We start from the raw sequence: 21,013 nt of genomic DNA, 5'->3' as shown, positions 1-21,013 counted from the left end.
CCGCATCTCCTACAGCTGGTGGCCGAGCTTGTACTCGCCCTGCTTGTACTCGGGCATCGACTCGTCGTCGCCGGGGCGCGTGTACGAGAAGCCGTCGGCGCCGATCGTCACCGCCATCTCGCTGGAGTCGGTGCGGGCGATCACCGGCTGCGGGTTGCCGTCGAGGTCGAGTACGAGCGACGCCTCGGTGTACCAGGAGGGCACGACGGGGTTGCCCCACCAGTCGCGGCGCTGGTTGTCGTGCACGTCCCACGTGATGACGGGGTTGTCGGGGTCGCCGGTGTAGTAGTCCTGCGTGTAGATCTCGACGCGGTGTCCGTCGGGATCGCGCAGGTACAGGTAGAAGGCGTTCGAGACGCCGTGGCGGCCGGGGCCGCGCTCGATCGCGTCGGAGCGGCGCAGGGCGCCGAGCTTGTCGCAGATCGCGAGAATGTTGTGCTTCTCGTGGGTCGCGAACGCGACGTGGTGCATGCGGGGGCCGTCTCCGCCGGTCGCCGCGGTGTCGTGGACGGTGGGCTTGCGGCGCATCCACGCGGCGTACACGGTGCCCTCGTCGTCCTGGATGTCCTCCGTGACGCGGAACCCGAGGTCCTGATAGTGGCGCACCGCGCGGGGCACGTCGGGGGTGACCTGGTTGAAGTGGTCGAGGCGCACGAGCTCGCCCGGGGTGTGCAGGTCGTAGCGCCACGACAGACGCTCGACATGGGTGGTCTCGAAGAAGAACTCGTAGGGGAAGCCGAGCGGGTCGACCACGCGCACCGAGTCGCCGATGCCCTGCACGAAGCCGTTCGGCTCGCGGCGCACGTCGCAGCCGAGCTCGGTGTAGAACGCGACGGCGCGGTCGAGATCCGCCGCGCTGCGCACCCGGTACGAGAACGCGGCGACCGCGGCTATCGGCCCGCGACGCAGCACGAGGTTGTGGTGGATGAACTCCTCGGTCGAGCGCAGGTAGATCGCGTTCTCGTCCTCAGCGGTGACATAGAGCCCCAGCACGTCGACGTAGAACTGGCGCGAGGCGGCGAGGTCGGTGACCACGAGTTCCATGTAGGCGCAGCGCAGGATGTCGGGCGGGGTGCTGGTCGGTGTCGCGACCGGGTTGTCGGAGTGGATCGGTGCCTCCTGCGACACGTAGTAGCCGGAGGAGGTGAGCGTCTTCTGCGTCTTGTCGGTCATGTCAGCGTCCTTGCTGTCGATTCCTGCGTGACAGGAGGGGGTCAGTTCTTGCCGAAGGTGGGGTTGTGGGCGCCGCCGAGCGTGATGTGCACGCTCTGCTGGTCGGTGTAGAAGTCGATCGAGCGATAGCCGCCCTCGTGGCCGAGGCCCGAGGCCTTCACACCGCCGAACGGGGTACGCAGATCGCGCACGTTGTTGCTGTTCAGCCACACCATGCCCGCTTCGACGGACTGCGCGAAGTTGTGGGCGCGCTTCAGATCGTTGGTCCAGATGTAGGCGGCGAGGCCGTACTTCGTGTCGTTCGCGAGCGTGAGCGCCTCCTCGTCGGAGTCGAAGGGGGTGATCGCGACGACCGGGCCGAAGATCTCCTCCTGGAAGATGCGCGCGTCGGGGGCGACGTCGGCGAAGACGGTCGGTGCGACGAAGTTGCCCTCGTCGAAGCCCTCGGGGCGGCCACCGCCGGCGACGAGTCGGCCTTCGGTCTTCCCGATCTCGACGTAGCTCATCACCTTCTCGTAGTGCTCGGGGTGGACGAGAGCTCCGACCTCGGTCGTCGGGTCGTGCGGGTAGCCGACCTTCACGCGCTTCGCCTGGGCGGCGTAGCGCTCGACGAACTCCTCGTAGATCGATCGCTCGACGAGGATGCGCGAGCCCGCGGTGCAGCGCTCGCCGTTGAGCGAGAAGACGCCGAAAATCGTCGCGTCGACCGCGGCTTCGAGGTCGGCGTCGGCGAAGACCACGGCCGGCGACTTGCCGCCGAGCTCCATCGACAGGCCCTTGAGGAAGGGGGCGGCGTTGCCGAAGATGATCTGCCCGGTGCGGCTCTCGCCGGTGAATGAGATGAGGGGGACGTCGGGATGCTTCACCAGGGCGTCACCGGCATCCTCGCCGAGTCCGTTGACGAGGTTGAAGACGCCCTGCGGCAGGCCGGCCTCCTCGAAGATCCCGGCCCAGAGCGAGGCCGACAGGGGAGTGAACTCGGCGGGCTTCAGCACCACCGTGTTGCCGGTCGCGAGCGCGGGGCCGAGCTTCCACGACTCGAGCATGAAGGGCGTGTTCCACGGGGTGATCAGACCCGCGACGCCGATCGGTTTGCGGTTGACGTAGTTCATCTGTCGACCGGGCACCTTGAAGGCGTCGTCGGACTGCGCGACGATCAGGTCGGCGAAGAAGCGGAAGTTCTCGGCCGCTCGGCGGGCCTGGCCCAGCGCCTGCGTGATCGGGAGACCCGAGTCGTACGACTCCAGTTCGGCGAGGCGGGCATCGCGCGACTCGACGATGTCGGCGATGCGGTGGAGCACGCGCGAGCGCTCACGGGGGAGCATGCGCGGCCAGGGGCCCTCGGTGAACGCGCGGCGGGCAGCGGCGACGGCCAGCTCGATGTCGGCCTTCTTGCCCGCGGATGCCGTCGTGTAGGTCGTGTTCGTGACGGGGTCGAGCACGTCGAAGGTGTCGCCGTCGACCGAGTCGACGAAGGCGCCGTCGATGTAGTGCTGGATGTGGTCGGGCAGGTCGGCGGGGATGCGCGGATCGGTCATGACTGTCCTCCGGTCGTGGGGGCGGTGCGAGTGTGCAGGGCGTCGAGGAACGCGTCCATCGTGCGCCAGCGGTGGTTGCGGGCGGCGAGTTCGATCTCGAGCGGATCGGCGCCCGCCCGGATGAGGTCGAGGATCTCGGTGTGCTCCTCGACGGAGTGCTGGGCGCGGCCGGGGATCGACGCGAAGGTCGAGTCGCGGATGCCGGAGAGCCGCGACCACCCGCGATGCACGAGGTCGAGCAGATGCGGGTTCGGGCACGGCTCGAACAGCACCGAGTGGAACTGCCGGTTGAGCTCGGTGAAGGCGTGGGCGTCGAGGTGGTCGAGCATCCTCGCCATGCGGTCGTTGATGCGGGCCGCCTCGTCGAGGGCGTCGTCGTCGAGCAGCGGGGCGGAGAGCGCGGTCGCCGAGCCCTCGACGATGCCGAGTGTCTGCATCGTGTGGGCGTACTCGCTCTCGTCGACCAGCGTGACTCGGGCGCCGACGTTGCGCTCGAAGGTGACGAGTCCCTCGGCCTCGAGTCGGCGGATTGCCTCGCGCACGGGCACGACGCTCATCTTCAGGTCGTCGGCGATCGATCCGAGAACGAGGCGGTAGCCGGGACTGAACATGTGTCCGGTGATGCGCGAGCGGATCCACTCGTACGCGACCTCGGACTTGCTGACGGCGGTGGTCGTCATGCGCTCGTGCCCGTCTCGTTCTGCGCAGTGGTCTCGTTCTGCGTGGGGGTCTCGTTCTGCGTGGCGGTCTCCGCCTCGTAACGGGCGCGCCAATCGGCGTTCAGGGGGAACAGGCCGTCGACGGGATGCCCCGCTTCGACCTGCGTCGCGATCCACGCATCCTCGTGCTCCTGCGCGATCGCGGCATCCGCGATCTCCTCGGCGAGGGCCGGCGGGATCACGATCACGCCGTCTCCGTCGCCCACGACGATGTCGCCGGGCTGCACGGTCGCCCCACCGCAGGCGATCGTGACGTCGACCTCCCAGGGCACGTGCCGACGACCGAGCACCGAGGGGTGCGCGCCCTGCGAGAACACGGGGAGCCCGATCTCTGCGACCTGGTCGAAGTCGCGCACGCCGCCGTCGGTGACGACGCCCGCTGCACCGCGCGTGCGGGCTCGCAGGGCGAGGATGTCGCCGAGCGTGCCGGTCGTGGCGTCGCCGCGGGCCTCGATCACGATGACCTCGCCCTCCGCGACGGCGTCGAACGCGCGCTTCTGGGCGTTGTAGCCGCCGCCGTGGCTCGCGAAGAGGTCTTCGCGGAAGGGGACGAAGCGCAGGGTCTTCGCGGTGCCCACGATCTTCGAACCCGGGATGTTCGCGGAGACGCCGTCGATGAAGCAGGAGTGGTGGCCGCGCTTGCGCAGCTGGGCCGAGAGCCCGGCCGTCGGGGCGTCGAGGAGCTTCGCGCGGAGGGCCGGGGAGAGTGAAGGGCCCGCCACCAGACCGGCGGCCTCGGCGGAGCCCCACGCTTCGGTGCGCTGCAGGTCGTCGACGGAGGGGAGTGACCCGATCGTCTCGTCGAAGGGGACATCGCCCTGCGTGACGGTAGTGACGAGCCGGCCCGAGGTGGGAGAGCCTGAAGCGTCGGGAGCATCCACCTCGATCTCGACCACGTCGCCCGGGACGATGACGGATGACCCGGCCGGAGTGCCGGTGAGGATCACGTCGCCGGGCTCGAGCGTGAAGTGCTGCGACAGGTCGGCGACGAGCTGCGCGAGCGGGAAGATCAGCCCGGCCGTCGTGTCGTCCTGGCGGAGCTCGCCGTTGACCCAGGCGCGCACGCGCAGTGCTGTCGGGTCGACCGTGCTCGCGTCGATGAGGTGCGGGCCGAGGGGCGTGTAGCCGTCGCCGCCCTTCGATCGCACGTTCGAGCCCTTGTCGTTCGCTCGCAGGTCGTAGAGGCCGAGGTCGTTCGACGCCGTGACGTGGGAGACGTGCGCCCAGGCATCCGCCATCGCCACCCGCCGGGCGGGGGTGCCGATGACGAGCGCGATCTCGCCCTCGAACGCGAGCAGCTCGGTGCCCGCGGGACGTTCGACCGTGCCGCCCGAGACCCCGACGGAGCTCGACGGTTTGAAGAAGTACGAGGGGGCGGCGGGGCGGCGGCCGCGCTGATCGGCGCGGGAGGCGTAGCTCAGATGGATCGCGATGATCTTGCCGGGGCGGGCGATGGTATCCGTCACGGGGCGCCTCCTCGCGCATTCTCCGACACCTTGTGCGTCGTATCCGAAATCATATATCATCGCTTCCACCCCCGGCAAGCACCTCCGACCGAGACTCGGATGCACGCCGTGACAATGCAGTCACGAACAAAGGAGACACCGCATGAGCGGTCAGTCACAGGCGGGTTTCACACCCACCGGAACCATCGCGACGGCGGCCGACCGTCGCCGCGTCGTCTTCGCCACGGTGGTCGGGACCACCGTCGAGTGGTACGACTTCTTCATCTACGCCACGGCCGTCGGCCTCGTCTTCGGGCAGCTGTTCTTCGCGCCGCTCGGCGCCGACAGCGCCCTGATCGCGTTCGCCACGGTCGGCGTGAGCTTCCTCTTCCGCCCCCTCGGCGCGTTCCTCGCAGGCCATTACGGCGACAAGCTCGGACGCAAGACCGTGCTCATGTGGACGCTCATCCTCATGGGTCTCGCGACCGCACTGATCGGTCTGCTGCCGACCTACGAGACGATCGGCATCACGGCCCCCGTACTGCTCGTGCTGCTGCGCATCCTGCAGGGCATCTCGGCCGGTGGCGAGTGGGGCGGCGCGGTGCTCATGGCCGTCGAGCACGCCCCTCGCGCCAAGCGCGGCATCTTCGGTGCCTCGCCGCAGATCGGCGTTCCGCTCGGTCTGCTCCTCGCCTCGGGCGTCATGGCGCTCATGACGGTGATCGCGCCCGGCGACCAGTTCCTCGCGTGGGGCTGGCGCGTGCCGTTCCTGCTCAGCGTCGTGCTGATCCTCGTGGGCTACTACGTGCGTCGCCGCGTGGAGGAGAGCCCGGTCTTCGCCGAACTCGCCGAGCGCAAGGAGAAGGCGAAGATGCCGATCGTGCAGCTGTTCCGCAAGCATGCGCTGCTCGTCATCATCGCCGCGCTCGTGTTCGCGGGCAACAACGCCGTCGGCTACATGACCACCGGCGGCTACATCCAGGGTTACACCACCAACCCCGAGGGCCCGATCGGGCTCGAGCGCGGACCGGTGCTCTGGGCCGTCGCGGGCTCGGCGGTCACCTGGCTGATCAGCACGCTCGTCGCGGGCTGGATCTGCGACCGTATCGGCCGCCGCACGACCTACATCATCGGCTGGGTGCTGCAGCTCGGCGGCGTGTTCGCGCTGTTCCCCCTCGTGAACACCGGGGAGATCGGGCTCGTCTTCGCGGGTCTCGCGATCCTCACGATCGGCCTCGGCTTCACCTACGGTCCGCAGGCGGCGCTGTACACGGAGCTGTTCCCGGCCAGCATCCGCTTCTCGGGCGTCTCGATCTCGTACGCGATCGGTGCCATCGCCGGCGGCGCGTTCGCCCCGACCATCGCGACCGCCATCGTCGCGGCGACCGGTTCGACGCAGGCCGTCACCTGGTACCTCGCGGGCATGACCGTGATCGGGCTCATCGCGACGCTGCTGCTGCGCGACCGCTCCGGCATCCCGCTCGGCCCGGATCACGAGGAGGAGCAGGCCGTGAGCCCGATCCACGGACTCGCCCGGGCCTGATCCGCGGATCCTTCCCGTCGCACTCTCCGTCGGCTCGGTGCGCCAGGGCCGACGGAAAGTGCGACGGGAGCGCAGAAACCGCGCACAATGAGAGAAGTTCGGAAGGAATCGACGACGATGCAGTTCCACCACCACGGCTATGTCTCCGGCGACCCGCGCGTGCAGGATGCCGCGGGCACGGGTATCGAGCGACCCGATGACCTGCCCGACGAGGTCGACGTACTCATCGTCGGATCGGGGCCGGCGGGCATGCTCCTCGCGGCGCAGATGTCGCGGTACCCGGGCGTGACGACGCGCATCATCGAGAAGCGCGACGGACGGCTCGTGCTGGGTCAGGCCGACGGCATCCAGCCGCGCAGCGTCGAGACCTTCCAGGCGTTCGGGTTCGCGGAGCGCATCACGGCCGAGGCCTACAACATCGGCTGGATGAACTTCTGGGGGCCCGATCCCGATGACCCCGCCGGCATCGTACGCACGGCGCGCACCGCCGACTACGCCTACGACATCTGCGAGTTCCCGCACCTGATCGTCAACCAGGCCCGCGTGCTCGACTACTTCGCCGAGGCCGCCGCCGACGGGCCGGCACGCATCGTGCCCGACTACGGGGTCGCGTTCGAGGGGCTGACCGTGCACGACGAGGGCGAGTACCCGGTCGAGGTGCGGGTGCAGCACGTCGCGGGGGAGCGGGCGGGGGAGGAACGGATCATCCGGGCGAAGTACGTCGCCGGGTGCGACGGTGCTCGCAGCCGGGTACGCGAGGCGATCGGTCGCACCCACGTCGGCGACATGGCCGCACACGCCTGGGGCGTCATGGACGTGCTCGTGAACACCGACTTCCCCGATTGGCGCACCAAGTGCGCGATCAACTCGCGGGCGGGGAACATCCTCCACATCCCACGGGAAGGCGGCTACCTCAGCCGCATGTACATCGATCTCGGCGAAGTGGCGGACGACGACGACCACCGCGTGCGGCAGACGCCGATCGAGGAGATCATCCGCCGGGCGAATGCAATCTTGCATCCGTACACGCTCGACGTGCGTGAGGTGGCGTGGCACAGCGTCTACGAGGTCGGCCATCGCGTGACCGACGGATTCGACGACGCCCCCGAGGATTCCGGGCGCTCGCCGCGGGTGTTCCTGACCGGCGACGCCTGCCACACGCACAGCGCCAAGGCCGGCCAGGGCATGAACGTTTCGATGCAGGACGGCTTCAACCTCGGGTGGAAGCTCGGGTCGGTGCTCACCGGCCGCGCGCCCGAGGCGCTGCTCGCGACGTACGGCGCCGAACGGCGGCCCGTGGCGCAGCAGCTCATCGACTTCGATCGCGAGTGGTCGAGCCTCATGGCGCGCAAGCCCGAGGAGATCTCGGACCCGCAGGAGCTCGCGACCTACTACCTCGCGACGGCCGAGTTCCCATCGGGGTTCATGACGCAGTACTCGGCATCGATGATCACCGGGACGGATGCGCATCAGGCGTTGGCGTCGGGCTTCCCGCTCGGGAAGCGGTTCAAATCCGCGGAGGTCGTGCGGGTGGGGGACGGAAACGTCGTGCACCTCGGTCACCACGCCCGGGCCGACGGGCGGTGGCGCGTCTACGCCTTCGGCGACACGTCAGGGGCTGCCGCCGGCGGGCGGCTGGCGGAGTGGGCCGAGGCGGCAGCGCCGGTGTTCGAGCGATTCACCCCGGCGGATGCCGATGCGGATGCCGTGTTCGATGTGAAGGCCGTGTACCCGCAGCCCTTCGAAGACGTCGAGGTGACGACCGCACCGGCGCTGTTCCAGCCGCGGACCGGGCCGCTCGGCCTGATCGACTGGGAGAAGGTGTACGCGGCGGGGCCCAGCAAGTGGACCGATGTCGACATCTTCGCCGAGCGGGGGCTGTCGCGCGACGGAGTCGTGGTGGTGGTGCGGCCCGACCAGTACGTCGCCGCGATCCTGCCGTTGGATGAGGCGGGCGTGCGGGAGCTTGCGGAGTTCCTGGCCGAGGGGATGCTGCCGGCGCGGTGAGGCTGAGGTTCTTCTCCCGCCTGCTCTGGCGAATGTCGGTGGCCCGGCCTACCGTGGACGCGAAAGGGCGATGGCGCCCGCCGTGACCTGAGGAGTGGCGTGATGGACTGGAAGATCGAACTCATCTTCGTGCCGGTGTCGGATGTCGACCGAGCGAAGGACTTCTACGTGAAGATCGGCTTCAACGCCGACCACGACCAGACCCCGACCGAGGGGCTGCGGTTCGTGCAGATGACGCCGCCGGGCTCGGCGTGCTCGATCGCGTTCGGCACCGGGCTGGGCCTCGATCTCGAGCCGGGTCAGCAGAACACGATCCAGGTCGTCGTGCCCGACGCCGATGAGGCGCTCGCTCAACTGCGGGGCCTCGGGGTCGATGCTCGCGGCGTCGAAGATCTCGACTGGGGGCGGTTCGTGTCGTTCGACGACCCGGACGGCAACACGTGGACGCTGCAGGAGCTGCCCGACTACGGTGCGCAGGGCTGACGAGATCAGATCTCGTCTGCGACGATCTCGACCTTGAAGCCGGCGGCGTTCTCCAGCCATCCGGCGTAGTGGTCGGGGCCACCGGCGTGGGGATAGCGCTCGTGGTAGAGCGGGTGCCAGCCGTTCTCTTCGGCGGATGCCATGATGCCGTCGACGGTCGATTCTTCGCCGCCGTGGAAAGCGAAGTGGTTGACGCCGGGTCGACGGCGGTCGTGGCCTCGTTCGTCGATGCGTGGGGGCGACGTGATCGTGAGGTAGGGCCCGCTGTCGGCAGCCCAGGTCTGGCCCTCCGGCCATTCCTGCTGCAGCGAGAATCCCAGCCGAGGGAGGAGCCACCCCCAGTCGCGGCGAGCGGAATCGGGGTCGGCGACCCATACTTCGACGTGGTGGAGACCGGGCATGTCATCGATTCTGGCAGGGGCAGGGGCAGGGGCAGGGGCAGGGGCAGGGGCAGAGGCAGGGGCAGGGGCAGGGCAGGGGAAGGGGAAGGGGAAGGGGGCTGACGTGCGCCCAAGACGACGCGGGGGGTTCAGGCGTGGCGGGCCCGTGCTCGTTCTTGGGTGACCCGTCGCCGATCGCCACGCTGTGTTCATGCGCGGATCGGTCGTGCTCGGCGCGCCGGGGTGGTGTGGCGCGTGGTGTGGCGTGTGGTGGGTCGTGGTGTTCGCCATTTCTGGTGGGGGTCCCACCAGGCGGGTCCGCGGATCTCGGGTGTGCCGTTGTGCATGCGGATGTGCCAGCCCGAGGTGTCGAGGGTGCGGTGGTGGTGCCAGCAGAGGGTGACGCCGTTGTCGGTGCTGGTGGGGCCGCCGCGGGCGTGCTCTATGACGTGGTGGATCTCGCACCAGCTCGCGGGCACGTGACATCCGGGGATGATGCACTCCCTATCGCGGAGCGTGATCGCACGACGTTGGTGGGCGGTGAACACCCGGTCGGTGGTCTCGATCCCGATGATGCGCCCTGCCGGGTCGGAGGTGACGCGTTGGATGCTGCCGCCGCAGGCGGTGTGCCGGGCGGTCGCGAGGGAGACAGGGGCGTCGTCGACGCCATCGACGTGCGCCCAGCCCCGCCCGGTCGCATAGTCCTCCACAGTCACCGACACGACCAGGGTCGGGGCGGCACCGCCGAGGGAGGGCATGTCGTGGTGGCGGGCGGCGATCCCGAGGGCGGCGGCGAGGGCGTCGTGCTGCTTCTGCGCACGGGATCGGTTATCCAGCATCCCGCCGGGATCGCCGGAGGGGAGGACACCATCAGACGGGAGGACGCCGTCGTCGAGAGGGCGGAGGGGGTCGGCGAGGAGGCGGTGCGTCTCCTCGTTCAGTGCATGCTCATCCGCACCGAGCGATGCGCCGTCGGCGGAGGGCACGAACCGCACCCCGCTGGCCTCGCCCACATCAGGCAGCGGGATCGCCGGCACGGGCGGCCCGTCGACTTTCGGGTTCAGGTACGCGTCCCAGATCCGCTGCAACTGCCCCGCCGTCTCTGGGAGGAGCGACCCGCGGATCGGGATCACCCCGTCTTTCACTCGGCCGAGCACGATTCCCCGCGCACGCATCGCGCGTTCTTCGGCGGGTTCCGCGCCGTCGGGGTCGAGGTACGTCACGATCACCCGCGACAACAGCCTCAGGTCCTCCGGCGTGGCCGATGGACCTCCTTCGACACGATGCTCCGTGCCGGCATCGGCATCGCCGCTCTCATCGGAGTCCCCGTCATCGCCGCCGTCACCGTCACCATCGGCTAGTCCACGCGCGTATTCGGCCAGCTCGGCATCGGCACGCAACCGGTCCGCCGCACCGATGCGGGGCCCGGCCTGCTCGACCGGCCCGGTCGCCGCCAACAGTCCCGCCACCCCGACCGCCCCGTCCAGCAACGTCTCCCGCAGGGCCGGCCAGCGGGCCGGCAGCAGCGCACCGGACGAGTAGTCCAGCTCCCGCCGCACCACCTTCCCCGCTTTCACGACCCGTGCAGCCCCGGCCGCGTCCGTGCGCAGCACCCGTTGGACGAGTTCATTCATCGTCCGGCATCCGAACCTCCCACAGAACGCCAGCTCCCCCGACCCGGCCGGGCGCTGATCCACCGACCCGACCGTCTCCACGATCACCGCATCCACCCGGCGGGCGACTTCACCGGCGGCGCGGAGGATCTGCATCTTCTCCGCATCCGACAGCCCCGCCACGACATCTGCGCGCAGCACCGTGGTCAGGTCGGCGGCGACCCGATCCAGGAGTTCGGCGGTGCTGTTCATGTTACTCAGTCCACCAGGGGCCACCGACATTCGGACGCGAAAAGACCAGGCCACAGGCACTATCGGCGCGAATGGTGGAGAACTCGTAACAACACGACGGCGGTGCAGAACGAGTGCACGCGGGGCGGGGCCCTTCGACAAGCTCAGGGACCCAGCTATGAGACGCGGCGGCCCTTCGTCTCGCTGCGCTCGCTCAGGAACCGGAAGTGCAGGCGGAGTGCGGCCCTTCGTCTCGCTGCGCTCGCTCAGGAACCGGGACTGCGCACCGGGCGCGGCCCTTCGTCTCGCTGCGCTCGCTCAGGGACCGAGAGTCTCGCTCCGCTCGCTCAGGAACCGTCGGCGGGGAGCGCGAAGGCGCCGCCCGAGACGACGATGCCGCCGGACGCCGGGATCGTGACGATCAGCTCGCTCGGACGCCCGACATGCGTGCCCTGGCGGATGCGGATCGTCGTGCCCGCGTATCCGTGCTCCCGCAGGTACGCGCCGGTCGATGCGGCCGCGGAACCCGTCGCCGGATCCTCGGTGATGCGTCCGACCGGGAACAGATTGCGCGCCTCGAACTCGGCGGAGTCGTGGGCGTACACCACCGTCACGGTTCCGAGCCAGCCCTGTGCGCGCATCAGAGCGGCGACATCGTCGGGCCGGAAGCGGAACTGATGGAACAGCTCCCGATCGGCGATGAAGACGATCGGATGCCAGTTTCCGGCGAACGACTCCTGCACGGGGAACCGCGGATCGACGTCGGCCACGGTGAGACCCAGCAGGTCCAGCAGCCGGTCGCGCACCGCCGGGTCGAGCTCGCGCACCTGCGGCTCGACGCTCGTGAAGGACACGGTGATCGCGCCCGCGGCATCCGCCACCGACTCCAGGGTCACTGAACCCGCTGCCGTCTCGAACACGACCGTTCCCACTCCGTCGCGTTCGGCCAGGGCGACGGCCGTCGCCACCGTGGCGTGACCGCAGAACGGAACTTCAGCTCCCGGCGAGAAGTACCGCACCCGGTGGTGCGGCACCCCCTCCACCTCGGAGCGCCCCGTCAGGAACGCGGTCTCGGAGTATCCGACGTCGGCGGCGATCCGCAGCATCCGTTCGTCGTCGAGACCTGCTGCGTCGAGCACGACCCCTGCCGGGTTGCCGCCCTCGGGCGTCGCGGCGAACGCACTGTAGCGCAGGATCTCGGGGCTTTCGGGCATGGATCGGAGCCTAACGGAGAGGAACCGACGGGCGGGAACGACGGATGCCGCGCCTACGAGTTCACGCGGATGATCTCCTGCTGATACGGCGCGATCACGTCACCCGAGATACGCAGATCGAGCAGCAGGAAGCGCCGGGTCGTCGGGTCTTCGGTGGCCCACGACTCCAGTCGATCGAGATCTGCGAGCGTGCGAACGACGACGCCCTCGGCGCCGACCGCTGCGGCGAAGGCGGCGAAGTCGACCTCGGGAATGCGCATCGGCGCGTCGGCGAGACCCTTCAATCCATACAGGTTGACCTCGGCGCCATAGGCGGCGTCGTTCCAGATCACCGCGATCCCGCGACCGGCGGCCGCACGCACCGCGGACTCGAGGTCGGCGATCGCCATCAGGCCCCCGCCGTCACCCGACGTGAGCACGACGGTGTCATCGCGCCGGGCGAGAGCGGCACCGACGACGCTCGGCCAGCCCTGTCCGATCGATTGGAAAGCCGTGCCGATCATCATCATGCGGTCGGGCGCGGCGACCGGCCAGTACATGTTCGCCCAGCCGATGAAGTGCCCGCCGTCCGAGACGACCACGCGGTCCTCCGGCAGCAGCGCGGCGATGCGCCGGGCCGCGGATCGGGGGTCGAGACGCCCGTCGGGGGCGAGGTCATCTCCGTCGTCGTACGCCCGCGCGGCGGCGACCTCGACGACCTCGCGCCAGGGCGCACCCGCAGAACCCGCCGCCCGCGGCACCCGCTCCACCAGCGCCTCGGCTGCGAGACGCGCGTCGGCGCGCACGAAACCGCCGACGTGGGCGTGCGTGGCCGCCGGTGCGATGTCGATCTGGAAGACCTTCGTGCCCGGTGCGAACAGCGCGCCGAAGCGCATCGTGAACTGGTTCAGTCCCGCGCCGAACACGACGGCGACATCGGCCTCGCGGATCAGCTCCATCGCCCCCTCGGCCCCGAAACCGCCCGTTACGCCCAGGTCGAAGCGCGTGTCGGGAAAGACTCCGCGGCCGAGTGCGGTGGATGCCGTGAGCGCGCCGGTGGACGCTGCGAGCTCGCCCAGCGCCGCGCTCGCCCCGGACAGCCAGGCGCCGCGGCCGGCCAACAGGAACGGCCGCTCGGCGGTGGCGAGGGCGTCGGCGATCTCGTCGAGCATGCCCTCGGCGAACTCCCCGCGCGGGGCGAGCGGTGCCGGCACCCGCGGCTCCGGCGCCGGCGGGACGGACCCCGCCTCCAACGCTGCGACGTCGTAGGGGATCGCCAGCACGACGGGCACGCGGTAGGTGAGGGCGTGCTCGATCGCGATGACGGTCGTCGCCGCGGCATCCGCACGTCCGACCGTGTAGGTGCGTGCGCCGACGGCCGAAGCCAGCGCGATCTGATCGACGTCCCACGGGCGCGGTCCGGACGTGGGCTCGTCACCGACGACGAGCACCAGCGGCACATGCGCCTGCACCGCCTCAGCCAGCGCCGTGAGGGTATTCGTGAACCCGGCACCGTAGGTCGAGGTGCCCGCGGCGATGCGACCCGAAGCGCGGAAGTGCGCGTCGGCCGCGACCACGGCACCCTGTTCGTGGCGCACGGCGGTGAACACCGCATCGGTCTGCGTCTCGATCGCGTCGAGGAAGTAGGCGTTGCCGTTGCCCATCACGCCAAAGACGGCGTCGATGTGCTGGGCGAGGGTGAGCGCGACGTGCGCGGAGACGGAGGGCATGGCGAAGCCTTTCGAGACAGGGACGGAGAACGACGTTCCGTATGTGTCTCGCACCCGCGTCGGCGAGGAGTGCTTCGTGCCTCTTTTTCAGGCACCGGTCGCAGGGCGGCCGGACGTGGTCAGTCTATCGCCGCGATGGAGGACAATGGATCGGGTGACTGATGCATCGAACGAGCGCGAGACGCTCACCTGGGACGGCTTCGGCGCCGCCACCCGCGACCTTGCCCGTGACATCCTCGCCAGCGGCTTCGAGCCCGAGGTCGTCGTCGCGATCGCCCGCGGAGGGCTCCTGCCCGCCGGCGCCATCGCCTACGGTCTCGGCGCGAAGAACTGCGGCGCGATCAACGTCGAGTTCTACACCGGCATCGGCACCGTGCTCGACGCCCCCGAGGTGCTCCCTCCCGAGCTCGACATGGCGTACCTCGACGGCCGCCGCGTGCTGCTCGTCGACGACGTCGCCGACTCGGGCCGCACCCTCGCCCTCGCGGTTCAGCTGCTGAAGGACAAGGGTGCCGACGTGCGCTCGGTCACGATCTACACCAAGCCGTCGACCATCATCCAGCCCGACTACGCCTGGAAGGACACCGATCTCTGGATCAACTTCCCGTGGTCGTTCCAGGGAACCGTGCGCGAAGAGGACCTCGGGCTCGCGCCTTCGGCCTGAGCGGATGCCGCAGAGCGCGCTGTTGCCGCAGCCGATGCTTGCGACGCGAGATCACTCCCGCAGCAGAGTTCGGAGTGTCTGGATCGTATCGGCCTCGGCCGGCGCCTTGTCGGGGCGGTAGCCCTTGACGCGCGCGAAGCGCAGCGCGATACCCCCGGGATAGCGAGGGGAGCGTTGAACGCCGTCGATCGCGATCTCGACGACCAGTTCGGGCCGAAGGAAAACGGTGCCCTGCGTGCGGCGGGTCTCGAGCGTCGGGAACGTGGCGGTCTGCCAGCGCAGCAGCTCGTCGGTGAGCCCCTTGAAGGTCTTGCCCACCATGACGAGACCGCCGGGTTCGCCGAACTCTCCGGCGGGATCGAGCGCCCCGAGGTGCAGGTTCGACAGCAGTCCCTGACGGCGCCCCGAGCCCCACTCGGCCGCGAGCACCACGAGGTCGTAGGTGAGCACGGGCTTGACCTTGACCCACGACTTGCCCCGGCGGCCCGCGGCATAGGGCGAATCGATGGCTTTGGCCACGATCCCCTCGTGGCCGGCTGCGAGGGCATCGCGCGAGACCTGTTCGGCGGCGCCGGCATCGGCCGTCACCGTGCCCGGGATGCGCCACGGCGAGGCGACCCGATCGAGCTCCGCGAGCCGCACGACCAGCGGCTCGTCGATGAGGTCGCGGCCGTCGACGTGCAGCAGATCGAAGAACCAAGGGCGAAGGGCGAGCTCGCGCGCCGCGTCGGCCCCGAACCGCGACATCGTCTCCTGGAACGGACGCGGCCCACCGTCTTCGTCGAGGGCGAGCGTCTCGCCGTCGAGGATGAGGTCGTGCGCCGGGAGTCCGCGCACGATCTCGACGAGCTCGGGCACGCGGTGGGTGATGTCGGCGAGGCTGCGGGTGTACACCGATACCTCGTCGCCGTGGCGGTGCACCTGGATACGGGCGCCGTCGAGCTTGTACTCGACCGAGGCCTCACCCGTGATCCCGAGGGCGTCGGTCGGCGTCGCGGCGGTGGCGGCGAGCATCGGCAGCACGGGACGGCCGACGCGGAGCCTTACCTCGTCGAGCGATTCGGCGCTTCCGGTGAGCGCGATCAGCGCCGTCTCTCCGAGGTCGCCCGACAGCATCGCCGCCCGGCGCACGGCGGGTACCGGCCGATCGGATGCCCGGGCGATCGCGTCGAGCAGCACGCCGCCGAGCGCTCCGGTGCGCAACTCGCCCAGCATGGCGCGAGTGAGGAAGTCCCACTCCGCCGCGGTCGCTCGCGCGGCCAGCGCCTGCAGGGTGCTGCTGCGCACGCTCGCCGAGCCGGTTCCGGATGCCGCGGCGAGCCGCTCGAACGCCTGATCGACGTCGGTGATCGCGAGTGTCGAGGCGTCGGCGTGGACGACCTCCAGTGCGGCGATGCCGCGCCAGCCCACGCCGAGGCGCCCCTGCCGCGGGGTCGCCAGGAGGAGCCCGGTCAGCGGCGCGATCTCATCGGCATCGACCTGCGCGAGCAGCCGGGCCAGCGCGTCGATCTTGGACAGGCGCGACGACGTGGCGGCGACCTCCTCGGTCGTCGAGACCAGCTGCGAGAGCATCATCTCCGAAGTGTGACACCGGGTACCGACATCCGGCAGAGCGTTGACATCCCGGTGCCTACCGATTCATCTGCTCAACGGATCACCGCCCGACTCACCGCCCGCGGAACCGCGGCTTGCGCTTCTGCTGGAACGCCGCGAAGCCCTCGCGGTAGTCATCCGTGTCGCTGAGCGCCGCCTGCGCCGCGTTCTCCAGCTCGACCGACTCCCAGAGAGCCAGCCGCTCGTCGCGGATGCGCGCCACGAGGCGCTTGCTGGCGAGGAACGCGGCCGTCGGTCCGAGGGCGGCCGTCGCCGCGGCATCCGTCGTGGCCCCGTGCGCCTCGTCGTCCGGCAGCACCCGGGAGAAGAGCCCCGCGCTCACGGCCTCGACGCCGGTCATCAGGCGTCCCGTGTAGATGAGGTCGAGGGTGCGGTGCGCGCCCAGGCGATCGAGGAAGAGAGCATGCCCGCCGGAGTCGAGGGTCGCACCGAGAGCGGCGAACGGCGAGCCGATCTTCGCCGACTCCGCGACGTACACGACGTCGGTCGCGATCAGCAGACCGAGGCCCACGCCGAGGCAGGCGCCGTGGGCTGTGGCGAACGTGGGGGCGGGGAAGCGTGACATCCGCTGCAGGAGCGGGGTGACGAGTCCGCCGAGATATCCCACGACGTCGTCGTCGCGCGGATCGACGCCGGAGATGTCGCGGCCGGCGCAGAACGCGCGCCCCTCACCACCGAGCACGAGGGCGCGCACTCCCGCCGTCTCCGCCTCCGCGTAGGCGGCGTCGAGCCCGTGGAGAGCCTGCTCGTCGAGGGCGTTGAGCCGCTCGGGAGCGCGCAGGGTGACATGGGCGACGTCGTCGGCGATGCGGAGATCGATCATGGGGTGCGTTCTCCCTCACACGTCGTAGTCGACGACGACGCGGTCGCTGGTCGGATGGGACTGGCAGGTGAGCACGAACCCGCGCTCGATCTCGTCGGGCTCGAGCGCGTAGTTCTCGGTCATCGTCACACTGCCCTCGACGACCCGTGCCCGGCAGGTGCCGCAGACGCCGCCCGCGCACGCGAAAGGAGCGTCGGGACGCACGCGCAGCGCCGCGTTCAGCACCGACTCGTGCGCATCCACGGGGCTCTCGACCGTGGAGGAGACGCCGTCGAGCGTCACCTCGATCGTCGTCGTGCGCTCGCCCGCCCGCACCCGCACCGGTCGGGCGGCACGAGCAGGCTCGTCACCGGTCGTGAACAACTCGAAGCGGATGTGCTCGCGGCCCACGCCGACGTCGGCGAGCACCTCGCGGCAGAGGTCGACCAGGGCGAGCGGCCCGCACAGGAACCACTCGTCGACGTCGTCGGGCGGGAGGAGGGTCGTGAGGATCGTGCGCAGTTTCGGTTCGTCGATGCGGCCCGACAGCACCGGCGCAGTACGCTGCTCGCGCGACAGCACATGGTGCAGCGTGAGGCGCGTGGGGTAGCGGTCCTTCAGATCGGCGAGATCCTCGAGGAACATCACGTCGAGGGTCGACCGGTTCGTGTAGAGCAGGGTGAACCGCGCGGTGTCCGACCGCGACAGCACCGTGTGCGCGAGCGCCATCAGCGGCGTGATGCCGGAGCCGGCCGCGATGCCGACGACGTGTCGGTGGTCGAGGTCGGGCAGGGCCGAGGTGAACGTGCCCTGCGGACTCATCACGTCGATGCGGACCCCGGGTCGCAGCCCGGTCTGCGCCCAGGTCGAGAACCGTCCGCCCTCATCGCGCTTGACGGCCACACTCAGCCGGGCGTCGGAGCCATCGGTACGGTGCTCGGGAGCGCGACACAGGGAGTAGGAGCGCCGCACCTCGACCCCGTCGAGCTCGGTGCGCAGCGCGACGTACTGACCGGGCAGATGATCGTACTCGCCGGCGAGTGCGGCCGGCACCGTGAAGGTCACCTCGACCGCGTCGTCGGTGAGCGGGCGCACGGCTTCGACGACGAGCGTGTGGAAGCGGGCCCGTCGGCGGGCCTTCGGCACCTCGCGGGGCGGGGCCGGCGGAGCGGATGTCGTGGCCGGCGCGAACAGCGACATCAGTGCACCTTGAAGTGGTCGAAGGGCTCGAGGCAGGCGCGGCACTCGAACAGCGCCTTGCACGAGGTGGAACCGAACCGCGACACCTCCCGGGTGTCGAGCGATCCGCATCGCGGGCAACGCACGCTCAGCGTGAGAGGGATCGGGCCGTCATGCACCGCCGCACGCCCGGTCGGAGGGGCGATGCCGTACCGCTCGAGCTTGCGTTTGCCGGCATCCGACATCCAATCCGTCGTCCACGCCGGGGCGAGCACGAGTCGCACCTCGACGTCGTCGAAGCCCGCCGCGGTGAGCGCCAGGATCACGTCGTCGCGGATCGTGTCCATTGCGGGGCATCCGCTGTAGGTGGGCGTGATGTCGACGCGCACGCGCGCACCGTCGGACTCGACCGCACGCAGCACGCCCAGGTCCTCGATCGTCAGTACCGGGACCTCGGGGTCGGCGACGGCGGCGGCGATCCGCCAGGCATCCGTCGTGATCGTCGTCACCATGTCGCCCCCGGGTACCGTCGCGCGAGCACCTGCATCTCGGCGAGGATGTGCCCCATCGGCGTGGCGTGGGACCCGTGCCGTCCGCCCGCGGACGATGCCGCGATCTCGGGCACCGCGAGGTCGGCCTGCGCGAAGATCGTCTCGATGACGGCATCGAAGCCCGCGCGCAACGACGACGGACGGGCGGCCGCCTCGCCGAGCCGGTCGACCAGCGGGTCGTCACGGAACAGCTCGTCGACGAACGGCCAGACGTCGCCCACGGCGCGGATCATCCGCGTGCGCGACTCCTCGGTGCCGCCCGCGAGCCGCAGCGTCCACTGCACCGCGTGGTCGCGGTGGTAGTCGACTTCTTTGAGCGCCTTCTCGGCGACGGCCGCGAGGGTCTCGTCACTGCTCGATCGCAGCGCCGCGTAGAGCTCGACCATGTACGTCGAGACGACGAGCTGCCGCGCGATGGTCTGCGCGAAGTCGCCGTTGGGCTGCTCGACGATCCACGCGCTGCGGAATTCGGGCTCGTCGCGGAAGAACGCCAGATCATCTTCGCTGCGTCCGTCGACGGAGCCGGCGTAGCGCAGCAGCGAGCGGGCGTGGCCGAGCAGGTCGAGGGCGATGTTGCCGAGCGCGACGTCCTCCTCGAGCTCCGGAGCGCGCGAGATCCAGGCGCCCAGCTGCTGCGACAGGATCAACGCGTCGTCGCCGAGGCGCAGCGCGTATTCGGCGATGTCGGCGGATGCCGCGCGCTCACCGGAGCCCGCGAGCTCCTGCGCGAGGTGCAGCTCCTCGACGGTGACGTCACCGTGCGTGCTCATAGGTGCGGCACCCCCTCGGAGGCCGTGTAGTAGACGGCGTGCCGATAGTTCTTGCCCGCGGAGCTCTCGAAGTACGCGCCCTTCGCATCGGGGTCGCTCGTCGTGATGGCCTCGGCGGGCACCGCCCAGATCGAGACGCCTTCGCCGCGCCGGGTGTAGAGGTCGCGGGCGTTGCGGATCGCCATCTCGGCATCCGGTGCGTGCAGGGAGCCGACGTGCACGTGGCTGAGCCCACGGTTCGCACGCACGAAGACCTCCCAGAGCGGCCACGCCCCACCGTGGGTCCCTGAGCCTGTCGAAGGGTCGGTGCCGGAGCTCGCCATCAGGCCACGTCCTTCTCGACTACCGAGGCGAATGCCTGCTTGCGGGCGTACTCCGCCGCGGCCTCGCGCACCCACGCGCCGTCCTCGTGGGCGGTGCGCCGTCGCTCGATCCGCTCGGTGTTGCACGGGCCGTTGCCGCGGAGCACCTGGAAGAACTCGTCCCAGTCGATCTCGCCCATCTCGTACCGCCCGGATGCCTCGTCGAAGCGCAGCTCGGGGTCGGGGAGGGTGACGCCGAGGATCTCGGCCTGCGGAACGAGCATCCCCACGAACCGCTGGCGCAGCTCGTCGTTCGAGAAGCGCTTGATCTTCCAGGCCATCGATTGCGCGGAGTTGGGGGACTGGTCGTCCGGCGGGCCGAACATCGCCAGGCTCGGCCAGTACCAGCGGTCGACGGCATCCTGCGCCATGCGCCGCTGCTCCTCGGTGCCCTGCATGAGGGTGAGCAGGATCTCGAAGCCCTGGCGCTGGTGGAACGACTCCTCCTTGCAGACCCGCACCATCGCGCGGCCGTAGGGTCCGTACGAGGCGCGGCAGAGCGGGACCTGGTTGCAGATCGCGGCGCCGTCGACCAGCCAGCCGATCGCGCCCATGTCGGCCCAGGTGGGAGTCGGGTAGTTGAAGATCGAGGAGTACTTCGCCCGCCCGTCGATGAGCTGCTGCATCATCTCGTCGCGGGTGATGCCGAGGGTCTGCGCCGCGGAGTAGAGGTAGAGGCCGTGACCGGCCTCGTCCTGTACCTTCGCCATCAGGATCGCCTTGCGTTTGAGGCTGGGTGCGCGCGTGATCCAGTTGCCCTCCGGCTGCATGCCGATGATCTCGGAGTGCGCGTGCTGCGAGATCTGACGGATGAGGGTCTTGCGATAGGCCTCGGGCATCCAGTCGCGGGGTTCGATGCGCTGCTCGTTCGCGATGAGCTCGTCGAAGAGGCGTTCCTCGTCGGAGAGCGCTGCGGAGATTTCTTCGCTGATCGCGAGGTCTGCGGGGGCGTTCATCGTGACTCCTCCCGGTCAGCATCTTTACTGACCGATCGTTAGGTAATTCTGTCACGGTGC

At 69.9% G+C, this 21,013-nt stretch carries 19 protein-coding genes; 4 read left to right on the top strand and 15 right to left on the bottom strand.

The genetic code is table 11. From position 1 onward, the window contains the following. Window positions 1–9: 9 nt before the first annotated feature. Genes hpaD through ACIQTT_RS05865 form a run of 4 tightly spaced genes read right to left on the bottom strand, consistent with a single transcriptional unit; the run spans window position 10 to window position 4,896 of the window. Complete coding sequence (gene hpaD, locus ACIQTT_RS05880) at window positions 10–1,173, bottom strand: 3,4-dihydroxyphenylacetate 2,3-dioxygenase (protein ID WP_402787328.1); 1,164 nt, start codon at window positions 1,171–1,173, stop codon at window positions 10–12. A gap of 41 nt (window positions 1,174–1,214) precedes the next feature. Next, window positions 1,215–2,711, bottom strand: coding sequence for a 5-carboxymethyl-2-hydroxymuconate semialdehyde dehydrogenase (gene hpaE / locus ACIQTT_RS05875; RefSeq protein ID WP_402787325.1), 1,497 nt, complete (start codon window positions 2,709–2,711; stop codon window positions 1,215–1,217). Then, window positions 2,708–3,391, bottom strand: a complete 684-nt coding sequence (locus tag ACIQTT_RS05870; RefSeq protein WP_402787322.1) for a GntR family transcriptional regulator — start codon at window positions 3,389–3,391, stop codon at window positions 2,708–2,710. Before ACIQTT_RS05870 ends, hpaE begins: the two co-directional genes overlap by 4 nt. Then, window positions 3,388–4,896, bottom strand: coding sequence for a fumarylacetoacetate hydrolase family protein (locus ACIQTT_RS05865; protein ID WP_402787319.1), 1,509 nt, complete (start codon window positions 4,894–4,896; stop codon window positions 3,388–3,390). The genes ACIQTT_RS05870 and ACIQTT_RS05865 overlap by 4 nt, the downstream gene beginning before the upstream one ends. 142 nt (window positions 4,897–5,038) lie before the next feature. Here ACIQTT_RS05865 and ACIQTT_RS05860 point away from each other — a divergent pair, with 142 nt between their 5' ends. The 3 genes from ACIQTT_RS05860 (at window position 5,039) to ACIQTT_RS05850 (ending at window position 8,908) form a co-directional block, all read left to right on the top strand. Next, window positions 5,039–6,418: an MFS transporter gene (locus tag ACIQTT_RS05860; RefSeq protein WP_247632688.1), complete on the top strand. Its 1,380-nt coding sequence runs from the start codon at window positions 5,039–5,041 to the stop codon at window positions 6,416–6,418. 117 nt (window positions 6,419–6,535) lie between these two features. Beyond that, window positions 6,536–8,425, top strand: coding sequence for an FAD-dependent monooxygenase (locus ACIQTT_RS05855; RefSeq protein WP_402787315.1), 1,890 nt, complete (start codon window positions 6,536–6,538; stop codon window positions 8,423–8,425). A 102-nt stretch (window positions 8,426–8,527) separates the two neighbouring features. Beyond that, window positions 8,528–8,908 carry a VOC family protein gene (locus tag ACIQTT_RS05850; RefSeq protein ID WP_402787312.1) on the top strand — a complete coding sequence of 127 codons (381 nt, stop codon included), beginning with the start codon at window positions 8,528–8,530 and terminating at the stop codon, window positions 8,906–8,908. Between the two features lie 5 nt (window positions 8,909–8,913). Here the strand turns inward: ACIQTT_RS05850 and ACIQTT_RS05845 are convergent, their stop codons facing one another. The 4 genes from ACIQTT_RS05845 to ACIQTT_RS05830 all read right to left on the bottom strand — a co-directional run bounded on the left by ACIQTT_RS05845 (window position 8,914) and on the right by ACIQTT_RS05830 (window position 14,055). After that, on the bottom strand, window positions 8,914–9,309 hold the full coding sequence (locus ACIQTT_RS05845; protein ID WP_402787309.1) for a VOC family protein: 396 nt from the start codon (window positions 9,307–9,309) through the stop codon (window positions 8,914–8,916). Window positions 9,310–9,497: 188 nt separating this feature from the next. After that, window positions 9,498–11,153 carry a DUF222 domain-containing protein gene (locus ACIQTT_RS05840; RefSeq protein ID WP_402787306.1) on the bottom strand — a complete coding sequence of 552 codons (1,656 nt, stop codon included), beginning with the start codon at window positions 11,151–11,153 and terminating at the stop codon, window positions 9,498–9,500. A 326-nt stretch (window positions 11,154–11,479) separates the two neighbouring features. Then, window positions 11,480–12,346 carry a PhzF family phenazine biosynthesis protein gene (locus ACIQTT_RS05835; protein ID WP_402787303.1) on the bottom strand — a complete coding sequence of 289 codons (867 nt, stop codon included), beginning with the start codon at window positions 12,344–12,346 and terminating at the stop codon, window positions 11,480–11,482. A gap of 53 nt (window positions 12,347–12,399) precedes the next feature. Then, window positions 12,400–14,055, bottom strand: a complete 1,656-nt coding sequence (locus tag ACIQTT_RS05830) for a thiamine pyrophosphate-binding protein (protein WP_402787300.1) — start codon at window positions 14,053–14,055, stop codon at window positions 12,400–12,402. Window positions 14,056–14,200: 145 nt separating this feature from the next. On the opposite strand from ACIQTT_RS05830, the gene ACIQTT_RS05825 reads away from it, so the two are divergent. Further along, window positions 14,201–14,719, top strand: coding sequence for a phosphoribosyltransferase (locus tag ACIQTT_RS05825; RefSeq protein WP_247623091.1), 519 nt, complete (start codon window positions 14,201–14,203; stop codon window positions 14,717–14,719). 51 nt (window positions 14,720–14,770) lie between these two features. Here ACIQTT_RS05825 and ACIQTT_RS05820 read toward each other — a convergent pair whose 3' ends face one another. The 7 genes from ACIQTT_RS05820 to paaA all read right to left on the bottom strand — a co-directional run bounded on the left by ACIQTT_RS05820 (window position 14,771) and on the right by paaA (window position 20,953). Next, window positions 14,771–16,294 carry an ATP-dependent DNA ligase gene (locus ACIQTT_RS05820; protein ID WP_402787297.1) on the bottom strand — a complete coding sequence of 508 codons (1,524 nt, stop codon included), beginning with the start codon at window positions 16,292–16,294 and terminating at the stop codon, window positions 14,771–14,773. Between the two features lie 91 nt (window positions 16,295–16,385). Continuing rightward, on the bottom strand, window positions 16,386–17,156 hold the full coding sequence (locus ACIQTT_RS05815; RefSeq protein WP_402787294.1) for an enoyl-CoA hydratase/isomerase family protein: 771 nt from the start codon (window positions 17,154–17,156) through the stop codon (window positions 16,386–16,388). 15 nt (window positions 17,157–17,171) lie between these two features. Then, window positions 17,172–18,335 carry a 1,2-phenylacetyl-CoA epoxidase subunit PaaE gene (gene paaE / locus ACIQTT_RS05810; protein WP_402787291.1) on the bottom strand — a complete coding sequence of 388 codons (1,164 nt, stop codon included), beginning with the start codon at window positions 18,333–18,335 and terminating at the stop codon, window positions 17,172–17,174. Beyond that, the gene (gene paaD, locus ACIQTT_RS05805; RefSeq protein ID WP_402787288.1) at window positions 18,335–18,826 is read right to left on the bottom strand and encodes a 1,2-phenylacetyl-CoA epoxidase subunit PaaD; all 492 of its coding nucleotides are present in this window, start codon (window positions 18,824–18,826) and stop codon (window positions 18,335–18,337) included. The genes paaE and paaD overlap by 1 nt, the downstream gene beginning before the upstream one ends. Beyond that, window positions 18,820–19,635, bottom strand: a complete 816-nt coding sequence (gene paaC / locus ACIQTT_RS05800) for a 1,2-phenylacetyl-CoA epoxidase subunit PaaC (protein WP_402787285.1) — start codon at window positions 19,633–19,635, stop codon at window positions 18,820–18,822. Before paaC ends, paaD begins: the two co-directional genes overlap by 7 nt. After that, on the bottom strand, window positions 19,632–19,958 hold the full coding sequence (paaB, locus tag ACIQTT_RS05795; RefSeq protein WP_402787282.1) for a 1,2-phenylacetyl-CoA epoxidase subunit PaaB: 327 nt from the start codon (window positions 19,956–19,958) through the stop codon (window positions 19,632–19,634). Before paaB ends, paaC begins: the two co-directional genes overlap by 4 nt. Beyond that, window positions 19,958–20,953, bottom strand: coding sequence for a 1,2-phenylacetyl-CoA epoxidase subunit PaaA (gene paaA, locus ACIQTT_RS05790; RefSeq protein ID WP_402787278.1), 996 nt, complete (start codon window positions 20,951–20,953; stop codon window positions 19,958–19,960). The genes paaB and paaA overlap by 1 nt, the downstream gene beginning before the upstream one ends. Window positions 20,954–21,013 lie beyond the last annotated feature (60 nt).

This window comes from Microbacterium sp. NPDC090225 (assembly GCF_044772365.1).
In the GTDB taxonomy this organism is placed as follows: Bacteria; Actinomycetota; Actinomycetes; order Actinomycetales; family Microbacteriaceae; genus Microbacterium.
The sequence above is the reverse complement of the archived record's forward strand: the minus strand, read 5'-3'. Positions and strand labels throughout refer to the sequence as shown.